15 protein-coding genes are annotated in these 19,429 nt (G+C 67.4%); 4 read left to right on the top strand and 11 right to left on the bottom strand.

The genetic code is table 11. The annotated features are described in order from the left end of the window. Positions 1-42 precede the first annotated feature (42 nt). The 3 genes from AB0I69_RS30720 to AB0I69_RS30710 are packed head-to-tail and all read right to left on the bottom strand — an operon-like array spanning position 43 to position 5,187. A complete protein-coding gene (locus AB0I69_RS30720) occupies positions 43-534 on the bottom strand; it encodes a hypothetical protein (protein ID WP_363098983.1) in 492 nt (163 codons plus the stop codon). Continuing rightward, positions 534-4,835, bottom strand: a complete 4,302-nt coding sequence (locus tag AB0I69_RS30715) for a DUF6531 domain-containing protein (protein WP_363098982.1) — start codon at positions 4,833-4,835, stop codon at positions 534-536. Before AB0I69_RS30715 ends, AB0I69_RS30720 begins: the two co-directional genes overlap by 1 nt. Then, positions 4,825-5,187: a hypothetical protein gene (locus AB0I69_RS30710; protein WP_363098981.1), complete on the bottom strand. Its 363-nt coding sequence runs from the start codon at positions 5,185-5,187 to the stop codon at positions 4,825-4,827. Before AB0I69_RS30710 ends, AB0I69_RS30715 begins: the two co-directional genes overlap by 11 nt. Positions 5,188-5,387: 200 nt before the next feature. Between AB0I69_RS30710 and AB0I69_RS30705 the strand changes: the two genes are divergently transcribed. After that, entirely contained in the window at positions 5,388-6,179 is a 792-nt protein-coding gene (locus tag AB0I69_RS30705) for an HAD family acid phosphatase (protein ID WP_363098980.1), read from the top strand. Here AB0I69_RS30705 and AB0I69_RS30700 read toward each other — a convergent pair. Next, positions 6,176-8,392: a family 43 glycosylhydrolase gene (locus tag AB0I69_RS30700; RefSeq protein WP_363098979.1), complete on the bottom strand. Its 2,217-nt coding sequence runs from the start codon at positions 8,390-8,392 to the stop codon at positions 6,176-6,178. The two genes, AB0I69_RS30705 and AB0I69_RS30700, sit on opposite strands and share 4 nt — an antisense overlap. Before the next feature lie 241 nt (positions 8,393-8,633). Between AB0I69_RS30700 and AB0I69_RS30695 the strand changes: the two genes are divergently transcribed. Continuing rightward, positions 8,634-9,788, top strand: coding sequence for a right-handed parallel beta-helix repeat-containing protein (locus tag AB0I69_RS30695; RefSeq protein WP_363098978.1), 1,155 nt, complete (start codon positions 8,634-8,636; stop codon positions 9,786-9,788). 254 nt (positions 9,789-10,042) lie between these two features. Here the strand turns inward: AB0I69_RS30695 and AB0I69_RS30690 are convergent, their stop codons facing one another. Next, positions 10,043-10,555: an NUDIX domain-containing protein gene (locus AB0I69_RS30690; RefSeq protein WP_363098977.1), complete on the bottom strand. Its 513-nt coding sequence runs from the start codon at positions 10,553-10,555 to the stop codon at positions 10,043-10,045. A 386-nt stretch (positions 10,556-10,941) separates the two neighbouring features. Between AB0I69_RS30690 and AB0I69_RS30685 the strand changes: the two genes are divergently transcribed. Then, positions 10,942-11,508: a GNAT family N-acetyltransferase gene (locus AB0I69_RS30685; RefSeq protein WP_363098976.1), complete on the top strand. Its 567-nt coding sequence runs from the start codon at positions 10,942-10,944 to the stop codon at positions 11,506-11,508. A gap of 68 nt (positions 11,509-11,576) precedes the next feature. Here the strand turns inward: AB0I69_RS30685 and AB0I69_RS30680 are convergent, their stop codons facing one another. From AB0I69_RS30680 to AB0I69_RS30670, 3 genes are all read right to left on the bottom strand, one after another. After that, positions 11,577-13,259: a rhamnogalacturonan lyase B N-terminal domain-containing protein gene (locus AB0I69_RS30680; RefSeq protein WP_363098975.1), complete on the bottom strand. Its 1,683-nt coding sequence runs from the start codon at positions 13,257-13,259 to the stop codon at positions 11,577-11,579. Between the two features lie 106 nt (positions 13,260-13,365). Next, a complete protein-coding gene (locus AB0I69_RS30675) occupies positions 13,366-14,223 on the bottom strand; it encodes a hypothetical protein (RefSeq protein ID WP_363098974.1) in 858 nt (285 codons plus the stop codon). Continuing rightward, positions 14,220-14,786, bottom strand: coding sequence for a SigE family RNA polymerase sigma factor (locus AB0I69_RS30670; protein ID WP_363098973.1), 567 nt, complete (start codon positions 14,784-14,786; stop codon positions 14,220-14,222). Before AB0I69_RS30670 ends, AB0I69_RS30675 begins: the two co-directional genes overlap by 4 nt. A 264-nt stretch (positions 14,787-15,050) precedes the next feature. Between AB0I69_RS30670 and AB0I69_RS30665 the strand changes: the two genes are divergently transcribed. Further along, positions 15,051-16,502, top strand: a complete 1,452-nt coding sequence (locus AB0I69_RS30665; protein WP_363098972.1) for an NCS2 family permease — start codon at positions 15,051-15,053, stop codon at positions 16,500-16,502. A gap of 80 nt (positions 16,503-16,582) precedes the next feature. Here the strand turns inward: AB0I69_RS30665 and AB0I69_RS30660 are convergent, their stop codons facing one another. From AB0I69_RS30660 to AB0I69_RS30650, 3 genes are all read right to left on the bottom strand, one after another. Continuing rightward, positions 16,583-18,040 (bottom strand): penicillin-binding transpeptidase domain-containing protein, encoded by a 1,458-nt coding sequence (locus AB0I69_RS30660; RefSeq protein ID WP_363098971.1) that lies wholly within the window; start codon positions 18,038-18,040, stop codon positions 16,583-16,585. Positions 18,041-18,104: 64 nt separating this feature from the next. Next, positions 18,105-18,578, bottom strand: coding sequence for a GNAT family N-acetyltransferase (locus tag AB0I69_RS30655; protein WP_363098970.1), 474 nt, complete (start codon positions 18,576-18,578; stop codon positions 18,105-18,107). Between the two features lie 4 nt (positions 18,579-18,582). After that, complete coding sequence (locus AB0I69_RS30650) at positions 18,583-19,356, bottom strand: IclR family transcriptional regulator (protein WP_363098969.1); 774 nt, start codon at positions 19,354-19,356, stop codon at positions 18,583-18,585. Between the last annotated feature and the right edge of the window lie 73 nt (positions 19,357-19,429).

The raw sequence follows: 19,429 nt of genomic DNA, 5'->3' as shown, positions 1-19,429 counted from the left end.
GCCGTATGTCAACCGAATCGAGCACCGTATCAGGAGAACTCCTCACGGTGCGGAGTAAGGCAGGACGATCGACCACAAGGTGCCGCCCTCCGGCTTTTCGCCCGGCTCGGTGGTTCTCACATAGACGGACGTCTGGCTGCCCTGGGCACGGAATTGGCTGAACCCCTTGGTGGGGGCGCCGCTGACCTCTTCCAGGTCCACGCCGCGAGATCTCAGGGCTTCAATGAAGGCGCCGAACAGGACGCTCTGTGTGAACTGTCCGAAGGAGTATTCCAACTGCGAGGGGACCAGTCCTTCGCCCCCTCCTTCGAGGCGATGAATCTGCAGAGACGCCGTGACCGACTCCCACTTCTCACCCTTTTTGGCGAATGTGAGCTCGACAAGACCGTAGTCGCGGCGCATCCGTCCCTTCTTCAAGTCGTCGAGAAAGTCCGTGCCGAGACGCTCTTCCCACACGGAGGGAGGGGACCCCAACGGGATATCGAGAACCCTGTGGCGCAGCACCGTGTCCGCGTAGAAATCGATATCTGCCATCAAGGGGTTCCTGCCTGCTTGTTCATTTTTTCCAGGTTCTTGATGAGGAAGTGCATTTCGGCTGCCCTGTTCTGCGACATACCGAACTCTCCCTTGTTCATGCTGTCGCGAGCGGACGTGGCTTTGCTGATGATGTCATCTCGGAGCGCTTGGTTGGACTGGATCTCGGCCAACACCTTCTGGACGTCGCGGGCACTGGCCGTACCCGATTTCAGCCTGATCGGCTCGGCCCCGATCCCGCCGTTGTCGTCGGGGAAGACGCGCACTTCGTTCTTCCCGATGTGAATGTGCGCACCCTTCGTGCCCCAGTCCTGGAACGCCACGGACGCATGAATGTCACAGGAGGCGAGGCCGAGCGGGTCCAACCAGGTGTGGGGCGCGGGGACATACGCCATGGGGTTGGGCGCCGGGGAGAGGCCGAGCGGGTCGGTGGACAGATAGCGCGAGGTCTCGGGGTCGTAGTAGCGGAAATGGTTGTAGTGCAGACCTGATTCGTCGTCCGCGTACTGCCCGGGGAAGCGGAGGGGACAGCTCACCGATTCCATCTCGTCCGTCGGGCCGGGGAAGCGGGTGCCCCACAGGGTGGTGCGTTGCTGCCATGCCAGTTCGCCGTCGGGCGTGACGAGTTCGGTGGGGGTACCGACCAGGTCGGTGACGATCGCATGGAAGCGGGTGGTGTGGTCGGCCGTGGTGTCCTCGGCTAGTTGGGCGAGGAAGGACGCGCTTCGGGTCCGCTGTCGTGGTCGATGGATGGTCTGGGTGAGGGGGTGGTGGGAGCCGGGGGCGTAGTCCCAGGTGGTGGCATTGCCGTCGGGGGCGACCTGCTCGGCGAGGCGGGTGTCGTCCCAGCTGAAGTCGGTACGGGCGTCCTGCGAACCGTCCGCGTGGAGGCGGGACTTGGAGATCCGGCGGCCGAGCGGATCGTAGGTGTAGTGCCAGTGCTCGCCGTGCGGAGTCGTCACGTCGGTGAGGCGGTCCTCCGCGTTCCAGTTGTAAGCCCACGTGTGCTGTTGTCCGTTGAGCAGCTTGCGGGTCTTTCGGGTGAGGCGGCCCTGGGCGTCGTGTTCGTAGGTTGTACGGTCGGCGCGGCGGATGAGCATGCCGTCGAACTCGCGGTCGCCGGGCGCCTCGTGCCCGGGGGCGGTGGCATGGGTGAGGTTGCCCGTGTTGTCGTAGGCGTAGGCCTCGCGCCAACCGTGCGCGCGTACGCCGGTGACCCGGCCCGGGGGATCGAGGTCGAAGGTGCGAGTGCCTGAGGTGAGTTCGCGGATCTGGGTCAAGGAGCCGTCGGCACGGTAGGCGTAGCTACGGTGCTGGAGGAGACGAGCCGCTTCGGGGGTGCCGAGTGCGGTCAGGGACTGGGTGGTGAGGCGGTCGCCGGCGTCCCAGGTCTGGGTGAGAGTGACGTGGGTGCCGAGGCGGCGCTCCGTCTCCCGGTCGGCCGCGTCGTGGGAGAAGCACAAGGAGCCGTGATCGCCGCGGAGTTCGGTGGGGCGACCGGCGGGATCGTGGATCCAGTGCGTGACCAGGCCTGAGGGAGTGGTGCGGCTGGTGCGGCGACCGAGTGCGTCATAGGTGAAGGCGGTACAGCGGCCGTTGACGGTCTCGGTGAGAGTGCGGCCCAGGACGTCCCGCTCCAGGACGATCTCCGCGTCGGCATGGGTGGCGCGGGCCAGGTGACCGTCCGAGCCGAATGCGTACGTGGTGACGGTTCCGTCGTCGGTGCTCTGCTCGATGATGCGGCCCAGCGCGTCCCGGGTGAAGCGCAGGCCCTCTCCCGCGCCGTTGGTCCGCGACCGCAGGCCGCTCGTCGCGTCATGCGCGTACGCCAGCGTCCGTCCGTTGAAATCCGTCTCCCCGACCAGCCGCCCCGCCTCGTCGTACGTGTACGACCACGTCCGCCCCTGCGGATTGGTCACTCCCGTCAGCCGCAACTCGGTGTCGTACGCGAACTCGTACCGCGCCCCGTCCGGGTCGGTCCGTGAGGCGGGCACGTCGAAGTGGGTGGAGGAGTGCTGTGTGACGTTGCCCGCGGCGTCCGTGTGGGCGAGGAGGTTGCCCTCCGCGTCCCACGTCCACGACTCCCTTGCGCCGTCGGCCAGTTCGCGCCACGACGGCTTGCCCTCCGGGGTCCAGCCCATGCGGGTGGTGTGGTCCAGCGGGTCGGTCACCGCGGTGATCCGGCCGAAGGAGTCCCGGTGGACCGACGTCGTGTGGCCCAACTCGTCGGTCAGGGACACCGGCAGGCCGGCCGCGTCGTACGCGACCGTCCGGGTGTGGCCCAACGCGTTCGTGATCGAGGTCGGATGGCCCGACGCGTCGTACGCGTAGCGGGTCTCGGCGCCGATCGGATCGACCGTCGCCAGCAGGTTGCCCCGCTCGTCGTACGCGTGCCGCCACACCACCCCGCCCGGCTCCACGACCTCCGTCGGCAGACCGAGCGCGTTGTACGCGGCCCGCGCCAACGACCCGTCGGGCAGGGTGAGTTCGGTGAGATTGCCCGCCTCGTCGTAGCCGTATCGGGTCGTGTGGCCCAGTGGGTCGGTGACAGAGACGGGCCGCGCGCCGTACTCGTCCCAGCGCGTGCGCGTGACGTTGCCCAGCGGGTCGGTCTCCTCCTCGACCAGGCCCTCCGCGTTGTGGCGGTGCGTGGAGACGCGGCCCTGCGAGTCCGTGTACGTCGTCGTACGTGACGTGTCGTCGTACGTCAGCGCGCCGGAGAGGATGCCGTCCACGCCCTCGGTGCGGACGACCCGGCCGCGCTCGTCGTAGACGTAGGCGAACCAAGTGCCGTTCCGGTCGGTCCACTTGGCGACCCGGCCCTGCTCGTCGTACGCGAACCGCAGTGGTTCCCCACTGGAGTTGACGACCTCCGTGAGATTGCCGGCGCCGTCGTAGCCGTAGCGCATCACGACCGTGCCCTCGCCCATCGGGCCGTCGGGGCCGTAGCGCGACGGGAGTTCGTCGAGCAGGCGCAACGCCGTGATGCGGGGGCCGGTCGTGTCGACGGCGACGTAGTGGCCGCCGGAGTGGCGGAGGCCGAACGGCACGCCCTCGTCGTCGCGTTCGACGTCGACGCGGTTGCCGTTGCGGTCGCTCCAGGAGTCCAGCGCCAGGTGGAAGACGCCGAAGGTGGGGGAGGGGACCGGGGCGGCGAAGGTGCGGACGACTCCCGTCGCCGGGTCGGTGACCGTCATCGCGCTGTCCGGCTTGCCGTCCCATTCCAGGGGCCAGCGGACACCCTTGACGGGCATGGTCGCCACGCCCGGCTCCGGCACGGGGTAGACCAGGCGCATACCGTCCGCCGCCGCGAACACCACGCCCTCGCCGTCGATTTGGAGGCATTCGTCGAGGGTGGATATCCAGGTCGGGCCGAAGCAGACGCCGCCGCGGTAGGAGGAGAGGTGGGTGCGGGTGAACTCCAGCGGCAGACTCCCCGGCAGTGCCAGGTCCGTCGCCGTCATCAGCATCGCGCCGGTCGCCACGTCGATCGGCTCGCCGACGCAGGGGGTGCGGTCGGCGTTGCGGGCGGCCGGGCCCAGTTCCACCAGGTCGGGGCGGAGCGAGGGCGGCCGGAGCAACAGCGGTGTCGTGTCGCTGAACGCGCCCTCGATGCCCGCCTTGACGACCCCGCCGCCCGCGCCCAGCGCGCCGCCGAAGATCATGCCGTCCTTGGCGGCCTGGTTGACCTCGTCGAGGCTGAAGCCCTGCTGCAGACCGGTCGCCATCTTCAGCGGCTGGGCCACGGCCAGGTCGACCGTCACCGATTCGATCCCGCCGAAGGTGGCGGCGACCAGGGTGCCCGCGGCGATCTCGGCGATCGTCGTGGAGACGGCGACGCCGAGGCCCGCGCCGAACTCGATGACCAGGTCGGCCGCCGCGACGGCCGCGCCGGAGGCCAGGCCTGCGGTGAAGAAGGCCAGCGCCACCCCGCCCGCGATCACGGCGGCATCGATGCCGATCTGCGTCCAGAGCTTGTTGATGGCGTCGTCGATCGCGTCGGCGAACTTGTCGAGCGCGGTGGCCATTTGGCGCCCCGAGCCGGCCAGGTCACTCAGCCAGCCGCTGTCCTTGTCCTTGGCGTAACGGCCCCAGAACTTCCCGAACGCCTCGATCGACTCACCGGTGTTGTTGTGGATGATCGACGAAGCGCTCTGATTGACCGGACCCCGTACGTCGTCCACCGCGTCCGCGAACGTACGCCAGGCCGTCGCCGCCGACCGCAGCTTCCCGGAATCGGCCTCCGGCCACCACATGCCCAGATCCAGCAGGATCTTCCGGGCCTCGTCCTCAACGCTCACCGGCACCGTCCGTCTTGGTGACCTTCACTTCGGTGAACATCCCGGCGATCAACTCGTCGTTGTCCACGTGACCGTCCGCCATGTCGGCCATCGCCTCGTGAATGCTCGTCAGACCGAGCACCAGCGTGCCCGCCGCGCTCTCGATCTTCTTCTGCAACGGCTTGTAGGAGTCGCCGAACTCCTTGCCCTGCTTGTCGTTTCCCCAGGGCTCGCCCAGCCCGTCGAGGGACTTCACGAGCGCGGTCAGCGCCTTGCCCAGATCAACTGCCGCCGTCTGGAAGTCCGGTGCCGCCCGTTTGATATCGGCTGTCTTGATGTCGAGGACCTTGGTCGGGTCCTTGCCGTCACCCATCGTGCGTTCCCCCGTTCGCAGTCGCGTCCACGACCCTAGGAGAAGCCGACCAAGAGAAGGTCAAGTGGACCCCATGTGCGGGCAATTCCCCGTCCTGTGCATTGTGTATCGATCGGATAAAGGTCCTCGCGTCCGGGGTGTGATGCGCGTAGACAATCCCTGACCTGGTGCATCACTCATCAACCAGATCCGGAGATCCCATGCGGAAGTCCCTTAGAGCGGCCGCCCTCGGCGCCGCCTGTGTCGTCGCCGGTGCCGCCCTGTACGGCACCGGTGTCGCCACCGCCGGTCAGTCGACGGCCAACTCGACGCACGAGCCGTACAACATCGGCCTGTTGTCGAAGGACATCGACACCTACTACGGCACCACGCTCGACAGCAGCGGCGTGTACCAGGCCTCGGCGACCAGCCCGTACGCCAAGGACCTGGCGCGTATCGACGCGTCGGCGAAGAAGTACATCGACGAGGCCGTCCGCAGGCACCACAAGGGCGTCAAGCCCGCGGTCGTCTTCGACATCGACGACACGCTGCTGCTCAGCCTCGACTACGAGAAGAAGAACAACTACGGCTACAGCTCGGCCACTTGGGCCGCGTACGTGGCCCAGGCCAACCGCCCGGAGGTCTTCGGCACCCCCGAGCTGGTCGAGTACGCCGCGTCCAAGGGCGTCACGGTCTTCTACAACTCGGGTCTGAAGGAGTCGCAGCGCACCTACGCGGTCGACAACCTGAAGAAGGTCGGCGCCGACGTCAACCTCGACGCCGACCACATGTTCCTCAAGGACACGGCCAACCCGCCGGCGTACCTGAGCGACTGCGCCACCGTGACGGCCTGGACCTGCACCACCGTGCAGTACAAGTCCGGCACCAGGAAGCACATCGAGGACCTCGGGTACGACATCATCGCCAACTTCGGCGACCAGTACTCGGACCTCGACGGGGGCTACGCCGACAAGACGTACAAGATCCCGAACCCGACCTACTTCGTCAGCTAGTTCGTACGGGTGGTCCGTACCGGGCTGACCGACCCGAGGGTGGGCACCACCGGCTGAATCGTTCCGTCCGCCGCGAACCGCAGGCGGTCGATCGTGGTCTCCCGGTGCGTGCCGTCCCCACCAGGCCTTCCTGGCCCGTTCAGGGCGAACCGGTGGTAGACGATGTACCAGTCGTCGGTCCCCGGCGCGTTCACCACTGAGTGGTGGCCGGTGCCCAGGATGCCGTACTCGGGATTCTTGGACAGGATCGTGCCCCGCTTGGTCCACGGACCGAGCGGGGACGGTCCCGTCGCGTAGGCCACGTGGTAGTTCTCGCTACGGGTGTCGTCCTCGGACCACATGAAGTAGTAAGTCCCCTTGCGCTTCACCACGAAGGACCCCTCACGGAAGTTGTCCGTCGTGATGTCCTTCACCTTCGTCGCGTCGTACGACGTCATGTCGGCGTTCAGCGGCACGACGTACGCGTGCCCGTTGCCCCAGTAGAGATACGACTGCCCGTCGTCGTTCGTGAAGACGGCGGGGTCGATCATCTGGCCCGCCAACTGTCCTTTTTCTACGAGGGGTTGGCCCAGCGCGTCCTTGAACGGGCCCGTGGGCGAGTCCGCCACCGCGACCCCGATCTGCTGCTCGGCGCAGAAGTAGAAGTAGTACTTCCCGTCGCGCTCCGCGACCGCCGGCGCCCACGCGTTCTTGTCGGCCCAGGAGACGTCCGGACCCAGGTCGAGGATCACTCCATGGTCCTGCCAGTGGACCAAGTCCCTTGAGGAGTACGCCTTGAAGCTCGTCCCGCCCCAGTTCGCGTAGCCGTCGCTCGTCGGGTAGATCCAGTACTGGCCGTCCAGATAGTGCACATCGGGGTCGGCGGTCAGCCCCGGCAGCACGGGACTCCGCGTCGGCACGGCCTCCACCGTCCAGGTGCGGTTCGTCCCGTCCGCGGCTGTGACCGTGTACTGCTGTGGTGTGCGGAAGTCACGTCGGCTACCGGACGGCGGGTTGATCCTTGCCCCCGCGCCCACGGCCAGCGTCGGCGCCAAGTGCCGTAGATCCGCGCCCGGTTGCATCGGCAGCACGACCTTCGACGAGGCCTCCGTGACGACCGCGTACCCCTTCTGCCCGTGCGCCGTCGCGTCCACGACCGACGTCGGTGTCGCCGGATACGCGGCGAGCAGCCGGTCGTACTCCGCCTGAGTCACCGGAAGTACCGTGCCGTGCCGCGGACTTGCCGGCAGTTGGTAGTCCGTGGACGGCGTCCACCTGCCGGAGTCGAGGTCGGTGGTCTCGAAGGGGACGTAGCCGCGCAGGCCGTACTCGTCGATGAACAGGTACCACTTCTTCTCGGTGTTGGACTTGAACACCGTCGGCCCCTCGCCCCGCTCGATCGCCCCGCTGCCGATGCACTCGGAGACGAAGTCGTACGACGTGGAGGTCAGCGAGGTCGACTTCTCGCCGGTGATGAACTTCGAGCAGGGGGAGCTGGAGGACGGATCGCGTTCGTCCTTGGTGTAGCGGTAGTAAGTGTCCTTGTACTTCACGACAGTTGAGTCGATGACGGAGTAACCCGGGTCGTCCCAGACCTTCGGGTCGCTGAAGGTGCGGAAGTCCTTCGTCGTCGCGTACATCATGCGGTTGTACGTCGAGCCGGTGTGCTCGGGGTCGTCGTCGGCGTACAGCTTCGACGCCCAGAAGACGACGTACTCACCGAGCGAGTCGTCCCAATAGGCCTCCGGCGCCCAGGTGTTGCCCGCATTGTCCGGGGCCACCTTCACCAGCCGCTGATCGGTCCAGTGGACCAGGTCGGTCGACTCCCAGATCATCACGGACTTGCTGCCGTGCCGCTGGACGTCGTCCCAACTGCCGCTGCTGTTCCGGTACATCCTCAGGTCGGTGGCTATGAGGTAGAACTTGTCGCCCTTGGGGGAGCGGATAACGAACGGGTCGCGCAGCCCCTTCTCGCCGATCGTCGAGGTCAGCACGGGCTGCCCGGCGTTCAACTCCCGCCAGTGCAAAGGGTCGTTGCCCCGGCTGAGGGCGTAACGGATCTGCTCGCCGTCGGCGGTGCCCTCGCCGGTGAAGTAGGCGAAGAGATAGCCGGCGTACTTGGGGTGGTTCACGGGCGGTGCTCCTGAGTGCGCGGTACTGGGCGGGGCGGCGAGCAGGCTGAGGATGAGGGCCAGAAAGGGGAGCAGGAGGGCGCGGGCGGTGCGGGGTCGCATGGCACATCCTGTGGGGGTGTGGGGGATTCTGTTGAATGACCGTGCTGCCTTCGGAGTGTCATCAGTGGGGTGCGGTGCGTCAATCGGTGCGGGTGGGACGGGGCGGAGCGAAAGTTTCGCTCCCTATTCCCCTCACCACGGCAACCCTTTCCGGCCGCGGTGGCGACCAGGACTCAGAAACGGGCCGGGGCGGCCCCTCCGGCTCGTTTCGTCCTCGTCGTCAAGGAAAGGAACCAACGCCGTGCGTACGAGCACCGGACGCCACCGCAGGACCCGCACCCTTACGATCGCCGCCGCGGTGGCCGTCGCCGCGGGGGCGGGCGGCGTCTACCTCGGCCTCAACAGCGGCGGCGCACAAGCCGCTTCGTCGACGGTCACCGTGTCCACCACCGCCCAACTGGAGTCGGCCGTGGCGAACGCCACGGCGGGGACGGTCATCCAGGTCAGGGCGGGCACCTACACCCCGGCCGCGACCCTCAAGTCCACGGCGAACGGCACCAGTTCGGCCCGCATCACCTTGCAGGCGTACGGCACGGAGAAGGTGAAGATAGACGGCTCCAAGCTGCCCGCAGGCCAGTGGCTGGCCGGAATCTACGGCGACTACTGGACCGTCCAGAACCTCACCTTCCAGAACTCCCCGGCCCAGGGCTTCGTAGCCACGTCCTCCGTCGGCGGCGTCTTCAAGAACCTGGTGACGGCGAACAACGGCGACTCCGGCTTCACCCTGCGCGGCGACGGCACGACCAACAACCTCGTGCAGAACCTGGACAGTTACGGCAACTACGACGCCGCCGGGCACGGCCAGAACGCCGACGGCATCGCCATCAAGTTCGGCTCCGGCACCGGCAACAAGGTCACCGGCGCCCGCCTCTACAACAACTCGGACGACGGCCTCGACCTGTGGCAGTTCTCCTCGCCGGTCACCATCGAGCACTCCTGGGCGTTCGGTAACGGGGCCAACCGCTGGGGTGACTCCGCCTTCGAGGGCAACGGCAACGGCTTCAAGCTGGGCGGCGGAGGCGTCGCGGTCGCGCACGTCGTCAACGACAACGCGGCCTGGGACAACAGCCTCAACGGCTTCACCGAGAACTCCAACACCGGCGCGATCGTCCTCAACCGCAACACCGCTTACTCCAACACCGCGGCCGGCTTCTACTTCGCAACGAGCAAGGCCCGCCTGGCCCGCAACCTGGCGGTCGGCAACAAGGGCGGCCTGGACAAGCTCGGTTCGCCGGCGGTCTCGGCGGCCAACAACTGGGACAGCGGGGTCGCGACTCCGTCCTTCAGGTCGACGGACGCGACTTCGGCGTACGGCGTTCGTTCGTCCAGCGGGACGCTGCCGACGACGACGTTCCTGACGACGGGGTCTACGACTATCGGCGCGACGATGGACTGAGGAGCCTCACCGCAAACTCCTTGCTGACGCGCGAGAGGCCCCGGTCGGTGCGAGTTGACCGGGGCCTCTTCTCGCTGTGGTGGCCTTTGCCTCGTAAGGGTCTCGGGGACAACTCAACCTCACCGACGAGGAACGTCTCGTGAACACCCCCACCCCCGCCGGCCCAACCCCCAAGGAGATCGGAACGACCAGCGTCTTCGTCCCTCTGACCCAGCTCATCAGTACCGCTTCCACGAAAGCGACGGGTCAGCACTTCAGGCGAGATACCGACCGAAAATCTCCTGACTGTCAGGAGTGAAGGTCCACTGCTGCAGATTCCGCCGCAGCTCGGACTCGGTCAGCCACCCGTGCCAGGCCACTTCTCCCGGATCGGGGGCGCCGATCTCCGCAAGCTCGGCATCGCACACCCCAAGCCAGTGAGGGCTGAGCCCACCCCGGTTGAGGAACTTGAACCGAAGGCACACTGTCGCCCGCGCCCCCAACTCCTCACTGAGCTCGCGGGCAGCGGCCTGCTCATAGGACTCGCCGACTCCCGCAGCGCCCCCCACACCGAGTTCGTAGTGCCCCGGGAAACGGGACAGCTGTTCGGCACGCCGGTGAACGAGAAAGCGGCCCTGCCCATCGCGGCACACCACCACGCCAACCCGGTGCAGCCAGCCCTCCCGAACAGCGTCCCGCCGACTGACTACCCCCAGCACACGATCCTGCGCATCAACGCGCTCCACGAGTTCATCCACGACGCACACGATCGCAGGCCCCACTGACATCCGCCCGGAATGCCCGGACAGGCACGCAGCCAACGACCGTCGGACCGACCTCACTCCATCGAACGAAAGGACACAGCGCCGGCGAGACAGCCACACCCACAGGCGGCCCGACTGGACCCACCGGACGCCACCCCGCGTTCGCAGCGGACCGACCACGCGAGTGGATGGAGAACGGCCACTCAGTCGGCCACTTCGGGCGCGAGGAGGAGTGCTGCTCGCCGTGGTCAACGGCTGGCCGGCCCCGGAGAGTCTGGCTCCGGTGTTCGACTGGTCCGTCCAGGCTCTGCGCGTCCGGACACCGCAATGACGGGGCGGTCGCGAGGCGGCATGGGTGGTCGGAGGCGGCCAACGTCGGGTGTGAAAGCGTCGCTGCGCATAATCAGTTCATGAACGCCCCCGTCGTACTTCACGTGGCCGCGACATCGGCCGCCCCCACTCTCGTTCTTCGGCCTTGGCAGCTGACGGACGTTCCCGTGCTGGTCGAGGTGGGCCGGGATCCCGCAATGCGCCAGTGGACGACTTCCGTCGTCGACAACGAGGTGGACGGGGCACGCTGGGTGGAGGCCGAGCAGCGGGGCTGGGTAGCGAGGGAGCGGTTCGGCTTCGCGGTCCTTGAGGCGCAACCCGGTTCGGTTCGCGAGGAGTTGGTGGGCAACGTGGTTCTCAAGGGGGTCACCTCCGGCAAGCCGGTGGCCGAGGTGGGCTATTGGACCGCGGCGCACGCTCGCGGGCGAGGGGTGGCCCCGCGCGCTCTGGAGGCACTCACCGGCTGGGCCTTCGACACCTTCGAAGTCGACGGGCTGGAGCGGCTCGAACTCCTGCACCAGGTGGACAACTTGGCGTCGTGCCGGGTCGCGCAGAAGAGCCGCTACGACCTGGACAGCGTCCTGCCCGCGGCGCCGCCCTCCTTCCCCCGCGACGGCCACCTCCACGTACGACGCACGAGTCCCTGAGAGGCCACGAGGAAACGCCCCCGCCGGTCGTCACCGGCGGGGGCGCTCTTCTGCTGACCGAGGGGGGCTCAGGCCAGCAGGTCAATGCAGTCGAACGACGTGCCCGGGCTGAGGAATCCCGAACCCGTCGAACCACTGACGACGTTGATCTTCAGCACGTTGTACTTCGTCGCGTCCGAACTCCACGCACTGGAAGGGACGGTGAAAACGAACGTGTGGTTGTTTCCACGGTAGGAACCCGTGGTGAGATCGCGCGTCGAGGGCTGTGTGGGAGGCGTGGGGATGGCCGAGACCCAGTCGTTCACGGTCACTTGGGGGCGGGCGTTGATGTACGCCGTCGTCACACCGACACGCAGCGTGTGCGCGGCGGCGGCCTGGGCCGCGGTCAGCTTGAAGTAGACGAGGATGCCGTCGTTGACACCCTTCCACAGGTACGCCGGGAAGGATGCGGCCTCGCTGCCACTGCCGATCGTGACGTTGCCGGTCCACTTGGACGCGCGGGCGTCCGATGGGTGGGCGTACGTCATCAGCTCGGCGTTCTTGAACTCCCCTGGTGTGCCGTCCCAGTTGCCGAGTCGCCACACGGTCGACGCGGTGGACGGGTCGCCCGTGACGGTCAGAGTGTGCAGGGACGTCGTGCCGCCCGCTGTCACGGTCACCGACCCTGTGTGGACGGCGAGTTCGCCCTTGAAGACGGTCAGTGTGTACGTCCCCGGGAGCATCCCCTTGCAGGAGAACGCACCGGTGCCGGACGCCGCCTTCGCCCAGTACTGCGCGTCGGCGTTCGAAAAGCCCACCGTGTAGGGGTACTTGGCGTCCATGCCCTTCAGGCCGACGCCCGCCACCTTGCCCCGGCCCGCCTTGCCGACCCAGCCCGTGATGTCGAGCGAGTCCGCCCAGGACGTGTCGAGGTTCGCCGCGAAGAGGGAGGGGGACGGGGTGCCGCCGTCCGTGAAGGCGACCACGAACGGGCCCTGGAGGCCGAAGCGTTCGGGCTCCGTCTGGGCCTCGTTGTAGTGGAGGATCTCGTACAGTCCGGCCCCGCCCTCGTTCGAGTGGCGCAGCAGTGAGCGGTAGAACGGGCCGCCGGACGCCTTCTCGTGGTTGGAGCGGACGACCCACAGGCCGACCGAGCCCGTCGTGAAGCCGACGTGGTCGTAGTCGATGGTCCGCTTGCCCGAGTAGTGCTTGGAGCGGGTCGTACCGTCGGGGCGCTTCCAGACGTCGCCGGCCTCGATGATCGTGTCGGTGGTCGAATCCCACGCGTCCGAACCGGAGTTGGGGAACACTCCCGGCTTCACGCGCACGATGTAACGCGTCGCCGTGAAGGAGGCGTCCGCCTTGTTCGTCCACAGGTAGACGTTGTTCTCGCCGCTGCGGGCCGCGTACCACTGGGTGATCGCCCCGTGCACGACCTTCACCAGGATCGTCGAGGCCGACTGCTTGATGGTGACCGTTGAGGCGCCGAGTCCTGACTCGACGTGCGAGTGCTTGCCGCCGTAGCCCTCGTACTCCTTGCCCTTGTAGGCGAGAGACGTGATGTCACCGGTCGTTTTGGAGACCTTGAGGACGAGTGAAGCGCCCGTGGTGATCACGTAGTTGGAGCCGTCGTCGGTGTAACCGAATGCGGCGGCGGAGGCGGACGAGAGGAGACCGGTACCGCCCGCGACGGCCGCGCCGGTGGCGGCGACACCGATCGCGGAGGCCCCGAGCACCCGTCTGCGGGTGAGGTGCTTCTTGTGCGTGCTCAAGCGACTTGCTCCGTGTGACTCCGTGCGAGAGGAACCTTGCGCTTCCTTGTCGCCACCGGCGGAGAAAGGGTTGCCGCCCGCCCGAAGATTTCTCTACGACCGCCTGCTACGACTTCTGCGCCGCGAAGTCGCCCTTCACGGACAGCTGTTGGCCGGCCGCCCTGCCCGCCGCCGAGTAACTGTCGTCCTTGGCGTCCCGCCCGCCGCGCTCATGGTTGTACTGCCCGGCGAAGACCCACTCGCCGACCGCGACCGTACGGCCCTCCTTGAGCACCCAGGTGTAGACGAGGAACCCGTCCTGCTCCGTCACCGTCTGCGTGAAGTCCTGCTCCGGCAGCGAGCGCCAGGCGCCCGCGGAGGTGACCCCAGCGGTCAGCCTGACCTTCAACTGGACGGTGAGTGAGGTGAGTTGCTTGGTCGTCTTGAGGGTGACGTCGCTCTGCGCCCAGAAGTCGCTGCTGCCCGGGTCGATCGAGCCGTCCGACCACAGCGGGCCGTCCTGGGTGCCGGAGGCCGGCGGCAGGACGGGCGCGGACGGCGAGGCGGTCGCGGACGTCGTCGGTGAGGTGCTCGCCTTGGGAGAGTCGTGCGAGGTGTCGCCGGAACCCGAACTCGGCTTCGGGGCAACCGGTTTGACCGGGTTACGACTCGTAGTGTCCGGCGACGGAGTGGGCGTCGGCGTCGGTGAGACGGACACCGTCTGCTCGGCGGGGGCGTTGTGCTTCACCGCGGACGCCACCGCGTAGCCGCCGATCGCGAGGACGCTCGCCACCGCGGCCGTGGCGCTGACGACCCGCACCCAGCCGAACACGGGCGGCCGGGTGGCCCGGTGGTCGGGGCGGGACTGCGCGGCCATGCCGCGTTCGACCCGCGCCAGGATGCGCGTCCGGTCGGGCTCATGCCTCTCGGCCGCCTCGTGCAGCCGGGCGATCAACTCGTCGTCGTGCACGTCCTGGTGCCTCATCGGGTCCTCCCTCCGGTCTCGCCGCCGCGCGCCATCACCGCGTGCATCTGCAGCGGAGGGCTCTGCGGACCGAGCAGGCGCTGCAGCTCGGCCATGCCCTTCGACGTCTGGCTCTTAACCGTACCGACGGAAACACCGAGGGCGAGCGCGGTGTCCTTCTCCGAGAGGTCGAAGGCGTGCCGCAGCACCACACAGGCGCGTTTCCGGAACGGCAGTCTGCGCAGCGCCTCCTGGACGTCGACCACGCCGGCCACGTCCGGGTTCTCGGTCTTCTCCTCGCGCTGCGACCAGAACAGGGCGACCCGCCGCCGCTCGCGCACCGCGCTGCGGATCCGGGTGCGAGCCAGGTTGGCGACGACCCCGCGGGCGTAGGCCGCGGGATGGTCGGCGGCGCGCACCCGGTCCCAGCGGTGCCAGAGCGCGAGCAGCGCGTCGGCCGCGAGATCGTCGGCGGCGTCCGCCTCCCCCGTCAACAGGTGGGCGAGCCGGGACAGTTCGGCGTAGTGGCGTTCGAAGAAGGCGTGGAACTCCACGGAGGCGGCGTCGTCGACGACTGTGCCCACGGCGGACCTCTCCTCGCTGCGGTTTGTGTGTGTCATGTAGATGACACGTGTTTTTTCGGGGATGACCCCGACGAGATCCGGAAGCGTAGCAGTGATCAACTGGCCGATCTGGTACAGACCTTCGAACAGCGTCTGGCAGGTCGACCAGGGACTGGCGGGCCGACCTCGATTCCGTAACACGGGGAAAACCTGAAACAGGTTCAACGCGGGAACAATCCAGCCAGCATCCGCGCACCGATCATTGAAGCCACGAGGAGTACCCGCATGTCCGAGTCACAGAAGGTGGCCGATCGGCCAAGTGCCGAACCACCGGCGGCGAACAGCGTCGACCGGTTCTTCAAGATCTCCGAACGGGGATCCACCTTCGGCCGTGAGATACGCGGCGGCTTCGCCACGTTCTTCACGATGGCCTACATCCTCGTCCTGAACCCGATCATCCTGGGCAGCGCCAAGGACAAGTTCGGGCACACCCTCGACACCGGCCAACTGGTCACCGCCACCGCCCTGGTGGCCTGCGTGATGACGGTCATCATGGGGGTCGGCGGCAACCTGCCGCTCGCCATCGCCGCGGGCCTCGGCCTCAACGCCGTCGTCGCCTTCCAGCTGGCGCCGCTGATGAGCTGGCCCGACGCGATGGGACTCGTCGTCATCGAGGGCGTCCTGATCTGCGTCCTGGTCCTCACCGGGCTGCGCGAGGCGATCATGAACGCGATCCCGCAACAGCTCAAGCAGGCCATCGGCGTCGGCATCGGCCTGTTCATCGCGTTCATCGGCTTCGTCGACGCCGGCTTCGTCAGTCGTATACCGGACGCCGCGCAGACCACGGTCCCCGTGCAGCTCGGTGACGTCGGTCATCTGACCGGCTGGCCCGTGCTCGTCTTCTGTCTCGGCGTACTGCTGACCATCGCGCTCGTCGCCCGCAAGGTGAAGGGCGCGATCCTGATCAGCATCGTTACGATGACCGTCCTCGCGATCATCATCAACTCCGTTGCCGACATCAAGAGTTGGGGTCTGATGACCCCCAAGGTGCCGGACAAGATCGTGGCCGCGCCCGACTTCGGACTCATCGGCCACTTCAGCCTGTTCGGCTCCTTCGGCGAGACCAGTGCGATCACCGTGATCCTGCTGATCTTCACGCTGATCCTTTCGGACTTCTTCGACGCCATGGGCACGATCGTCGGTATCAGCGCGGAGGCCGGACTGCTGGACGACGACGGGCAGGTGCCGAACATCGGTCGCGTCCTGTTCATCGACGGTGCGGCAGCCGTCGCCGGCGGTATCGGGTCCGCGTCCTCCAACACCGCGTACATCGAGTCGGCGTCCGGTGTCGGTGAGGGGTCGCGGACCGGGTTCTCGAACCTGATCACCGGGGGGTTGTTCGGGCTTGCGTTGTTCCTTACGCCGTTGCTCACGATCGTGCCGTTGCAGGCGGCGGCGCCCGCGCTGATCGCCGTCGGGTTCCTGATGATGACCCACGTCAAGCACATCGACTGGGACAAGTACGAGATCGCGATTCCGGCGTTCCTGACCATCGCTGCGATGCCGTTCACGTACTCGATCACCGACGGCATTGGTGCCGGGTTCATCTCTTACGTCGTGATCAAGGCGGTGCTGGGCAAGGCCAAGGAGGTCAACTGGTTGCTGTGGGCGGTGTCCGCGCTGTTCCTGGTGTACTTCGCGATCGACCCTGTGGAGCAGATTCTGGGTGTGAAGTAGAAGTAGGGGTCGCTGCGCGGTCGGCTTGCGGCCGTCTGTGGCTGGTCGCGCAGTTCCCCGCGCCCCTGAAAACAACGGCGTTACTGCAAGGCCGCTTTCATCATTGCCTTGGCCACGGGGGCCGCCAGGCCGTTGCCGCTGATCTCCGACCTTGCTGCGTCCGACTGTTCGACCACCACCGCGACCGCGACCTCCTTGCCGGTCGAGTCGGACTTGCCGTAGGACGTGAACCAGGCATACGGCGACTGGTCGTTGTTCTCGCCGTGCTGGGCGGTACCCGTCTTGCCGCCGACCGTCACGCCCGAGATCTGCGCGTTCGTACCCGTGCCGTTCTCGACGACCGTCTGCATCGCCGACTGGAGTTGCTGCGCTGTGTGTGAGCTGACGATCTGCTTCGTCGTCGTGCTGTCGTCGTAGTTGTGGACCACGTCTCCGCCGCTGTCGGTGGTCTCGGACACCATGTGCGGGGACACCAGCTTGCCGTCGTTGGCTATGGCTGCCGACACCATGGCCATCTGGAGCGGGGTGGCGGTCACGTCGTACTGGCCGATGCCGGTCAGGGCCGTGGACGACTTGTTCATGTTCGACGGGTACACGCTGGTGTACGCCCGCACCGGGATGTCCAGCTTGTCGTCGTTGAAGCCGAACTTCTCGGCCATCGCCCTGACCTTGTCCTGCCCCAGGTCGACGGCCATCTTCGCGAACACGGTGTTGCAGGAGTACTGGAGCGCGACCCGGATCGAGGCGTTCGTGCAGGGCGCGGACGAACTCTCGTTCTTCAGCGGGGTGACCGTGCCCGGCAGCGTGTACGGCGAGGGGCTGGTCGTCTTCTCGTCCACCGAGGAATAGAGCCCGTCCTCCAGGGCCGCCGCCGCCACGACCAGCTTGAACGTCGAGCCCGGCGGCAGCGGCTGGCGCAGCGCGCGGTTGGTCAGCGGCTTGTCGGAGTCCGCGGTGAGCTGCTTCCAGGCCGACCCGGCGGTGTTCGCGTCGGTCAGTGACGAGGGGTCGTAGGACGGGGTCGAGACGACGGCGAGGATCTTGCCGGTCGTCGGATCGATCGCGACGGCTGCGCCCTTCTTGTCACCGAGCGCGTTGTACGCGGCCTTCTGCACATCCGGGTCGATCGTCGTGACCACGTTGCCCGGGGCGGCCCGCTCGCCGGTGACCGTGTCCATGACGGTTTTCAGGCTGCTGTCCGTGCCGTCGAGGAGGTTCGCGTAGATCCCCTCCAGCTGGGTCGGTGCATAGCTCTGCGAGGCGTAGCCCGTCACCGCCGCGTAGAGCTTGCCGTCCGTGTACGTGCGTTTGTACGCGAGGTCGCTGCTGCTCTCCGTCCGCGCCGAGCCGGTGATCGCGTTTCCGGCCACGATGATGTTCCCGAGCGGGTCCGCGTACGTCTCGATTGCGTTGCGCCGGTTGTCCTTGTCGTCCGCGAGTGCCTGGCCGTCGTAGAACTGCACCCAGGTCGCCCTCACCAGGAGAGCGAGAACCAGCAGCAGTACGAAGACGGAGGTGCGCCTGATCGTCTTGTTCATCCCGCTCTGAAGACGACCGGCCGGGAGCGAATCGTTCCCTTACATCGCATTTCTCATCGAGTGCTCATGAACCCAGCGTGAGCACCAGCTCGTCGATCTCCTCGCCCCGCGCGTTCGCGAACCCCCGGTCATGGCCGCTGACGACGAACCCGCACTTCTCCAGCACCCGCCGGGACGCCGGGTTGTCGGCCGCCACGCGCGCGTGCAGCGGGCGTTCGGGTTCCTCGGCGAGCAGGTCGCGGAGCGCGGCCGTCGCGATGCCCTTGCCCCAGTAGGCGCGGTCGATCCAGTACGTCACCTCGCGCTCGCCCGGCTCCCCGTAGACCGCCGCGCTGCCCACGACGTCGCCGTCGGCGAGGACCGTGCGGTTCCGGACGCCGGGCAAGGCGCGGATGCGCTTCCAGTGGGCGTCGAAGGCGTCCCTGTCGGCCGGGTCCTTCGGGGTGAAGGCGGCCATCCGGAGGGACTCGGGGTCGTTCATCTGCCGGAAGAAGACCGGCAGATCACTGTCGTGGACCGGGCGGAGCGCGATCTCCATGGAGTCAGAGCCTCCGGGTGGCGAGGGTGAGCCGGTCACGGGCGTCGAACAGGGCGTCCTTGACCATCTGCTCGTGGGCGGGGGTGAGCCGGGCCACCGGCACCGAGCAGCTGATCGCGTCCCGGGCCGGGGTGCGGTACGGAATCGCGACGCCGAAGCAGCGCAGGCCCAGCGTGTTCTCCTCGCGGTCCACGGCGAAGCCCTGCTCGCGGACCGTGTGCAGCTCCTCGATGAGCTTCTCGCGGTCGGTGATCGTGTGCTCGGTCAGCGCGGGGAGGGTCTCCGGGAGCATCTTGCGGACCTGCTCGTCGGAGTACGTGCTCAGCAGCGCCTTGCCCAGCGAGGTCGAGTGCGCCGGGAGGCGGCGGCCGACGCGGGTGAAGGGGCGTAGGTAGTGCTGCGACTGGCGGGTGGCCAGGTAGACCACGTTCGTGCCGTCGAGGCGGGCGAGGTGGATGGTCTCCGTGGTGTCGTCGGAGAGCCGGTCCAGCGTCGGGCGGGCCGCCGCGACCACCTCGTCGCCGTCGATGTACGACGTGCCCACCAACAGCGCCCGTACGCCGATGCCGTACCGCGTGCCCGTCGCGTCCGTCTCCACCCAGCCCAGTTCCACGAGCGTGCGCAGCAGCATGTAGAGGCTGGACTTCGGATAACCGACGGCCTCCTGGACCGACGCGAGGGAGTGCATACCGGGCCGGCCCGCGAAGTATTCGAGCAGCTCCACCGTCCGCACCGCGGACTTGACCTGCGCCCCGCCGCCTGTCTCGCCTGCCGACATCGCCCTTGACCCCTTCGTTCGACGGGAAATAGTCTCCGAGAGCATATTCATCATCAGAGACAGCGTTCAGCAT

The sequence above is a fragment of the Streptomyces sp. NPDC050508 genome (genome assembly GCF_040655155.1).
Taxonomy (GTDB): domain Bacteria; phylum Actinomycetota; class Actinomycetes; order Streptomycetales; family Streptomycetaceae; genus Streptomyces.
Note: the sequence above shows the minus strand (reverse complement) of the source record. Positions and strands in the feature narration are given on the sequence as shown.

Bases quoted from the DNA above. Each gene is read 5' to 3' on its own strand.
- AB0I69_RS30700 (WP_363098979.1), bottom strand. From the start codon at position 8,392: ATGCGACCCCGCACCGCCCGCGCCCTCCTGCTCCCCTTTCTGGCCCTC.
- AB0I69_RS30660 (WP_363098971.1), bottom strand. From the start codon at position 18,040: ATGAACAAGACGATCAGGCGCACCTCCGTCTTCGTACTGCTGCTGGTT.
- AB0I69_RS30685 (WP_363098976.1), top strand. From the start codon at position 10,942: ATGAACGCCCCCGTCGTACTTCACGTGGCCGCGACATCGGCCGCCCCC.
- AB0I69_RS30675 (WP_363098974.1), bottom strand. From the start codon at position 14,223: ATGAGGCACCAGGACGTGCACGACGACGAGTTGATCGCCCGGCTGCAC.
- AB0I69_RS30710 (WP_363098981.1), bottom strand. From the start codon at position 5,187: ATGGGTGACGGCAAGGACCCGACCAAGGTCCTCGACATCAAGACAGCC.
- AB0I69_RS30655 (WP_363098970.1), bottom strand. From the start codon at position 18,578: ATGGAGATCGCGCTCCGCCCGGTCCACGACAGTGATCTGCCGGTCTTC.
- AB0I69_RS30665 (WP_363098972.1), top strand. From the start codon at position 15,051: ATGTCCGAGTCACAGAAGGTGGCCGATCGGCCAAGTGCCGAACCACCG.
- AB0I69_RS30720 (WP_363098983.1), bottom strand. From the start codon at position 534: ATGGCAGATATCGATTTCTACGCGGACACGGTGCTGCGCCACAGGGTT.
- AB0I69_RS30705 (WP_363098980.1), top strand. From the start codon at position 5,388: ATGCGGAAGTCCCTTAGAGCGGCCGCCCTCGGCGCCGCCTGTGTCGTC.
- AB0I69_RS30690 (WP_363098977.1), bottom strand. From the start codon at position 10,555: ATGTCAGTGGGGCCTGCGATCGTGTGCGTCGTGGATGAACTCGTGGAG.
- AB0I69_RS30650 (WP_363098969.1), bottom strand. From the start codon at position 19,356: ATGTCGGCAGGCGAGACAGGCGGCGGGGCGCAGGTCAAGTCCGCGGTG.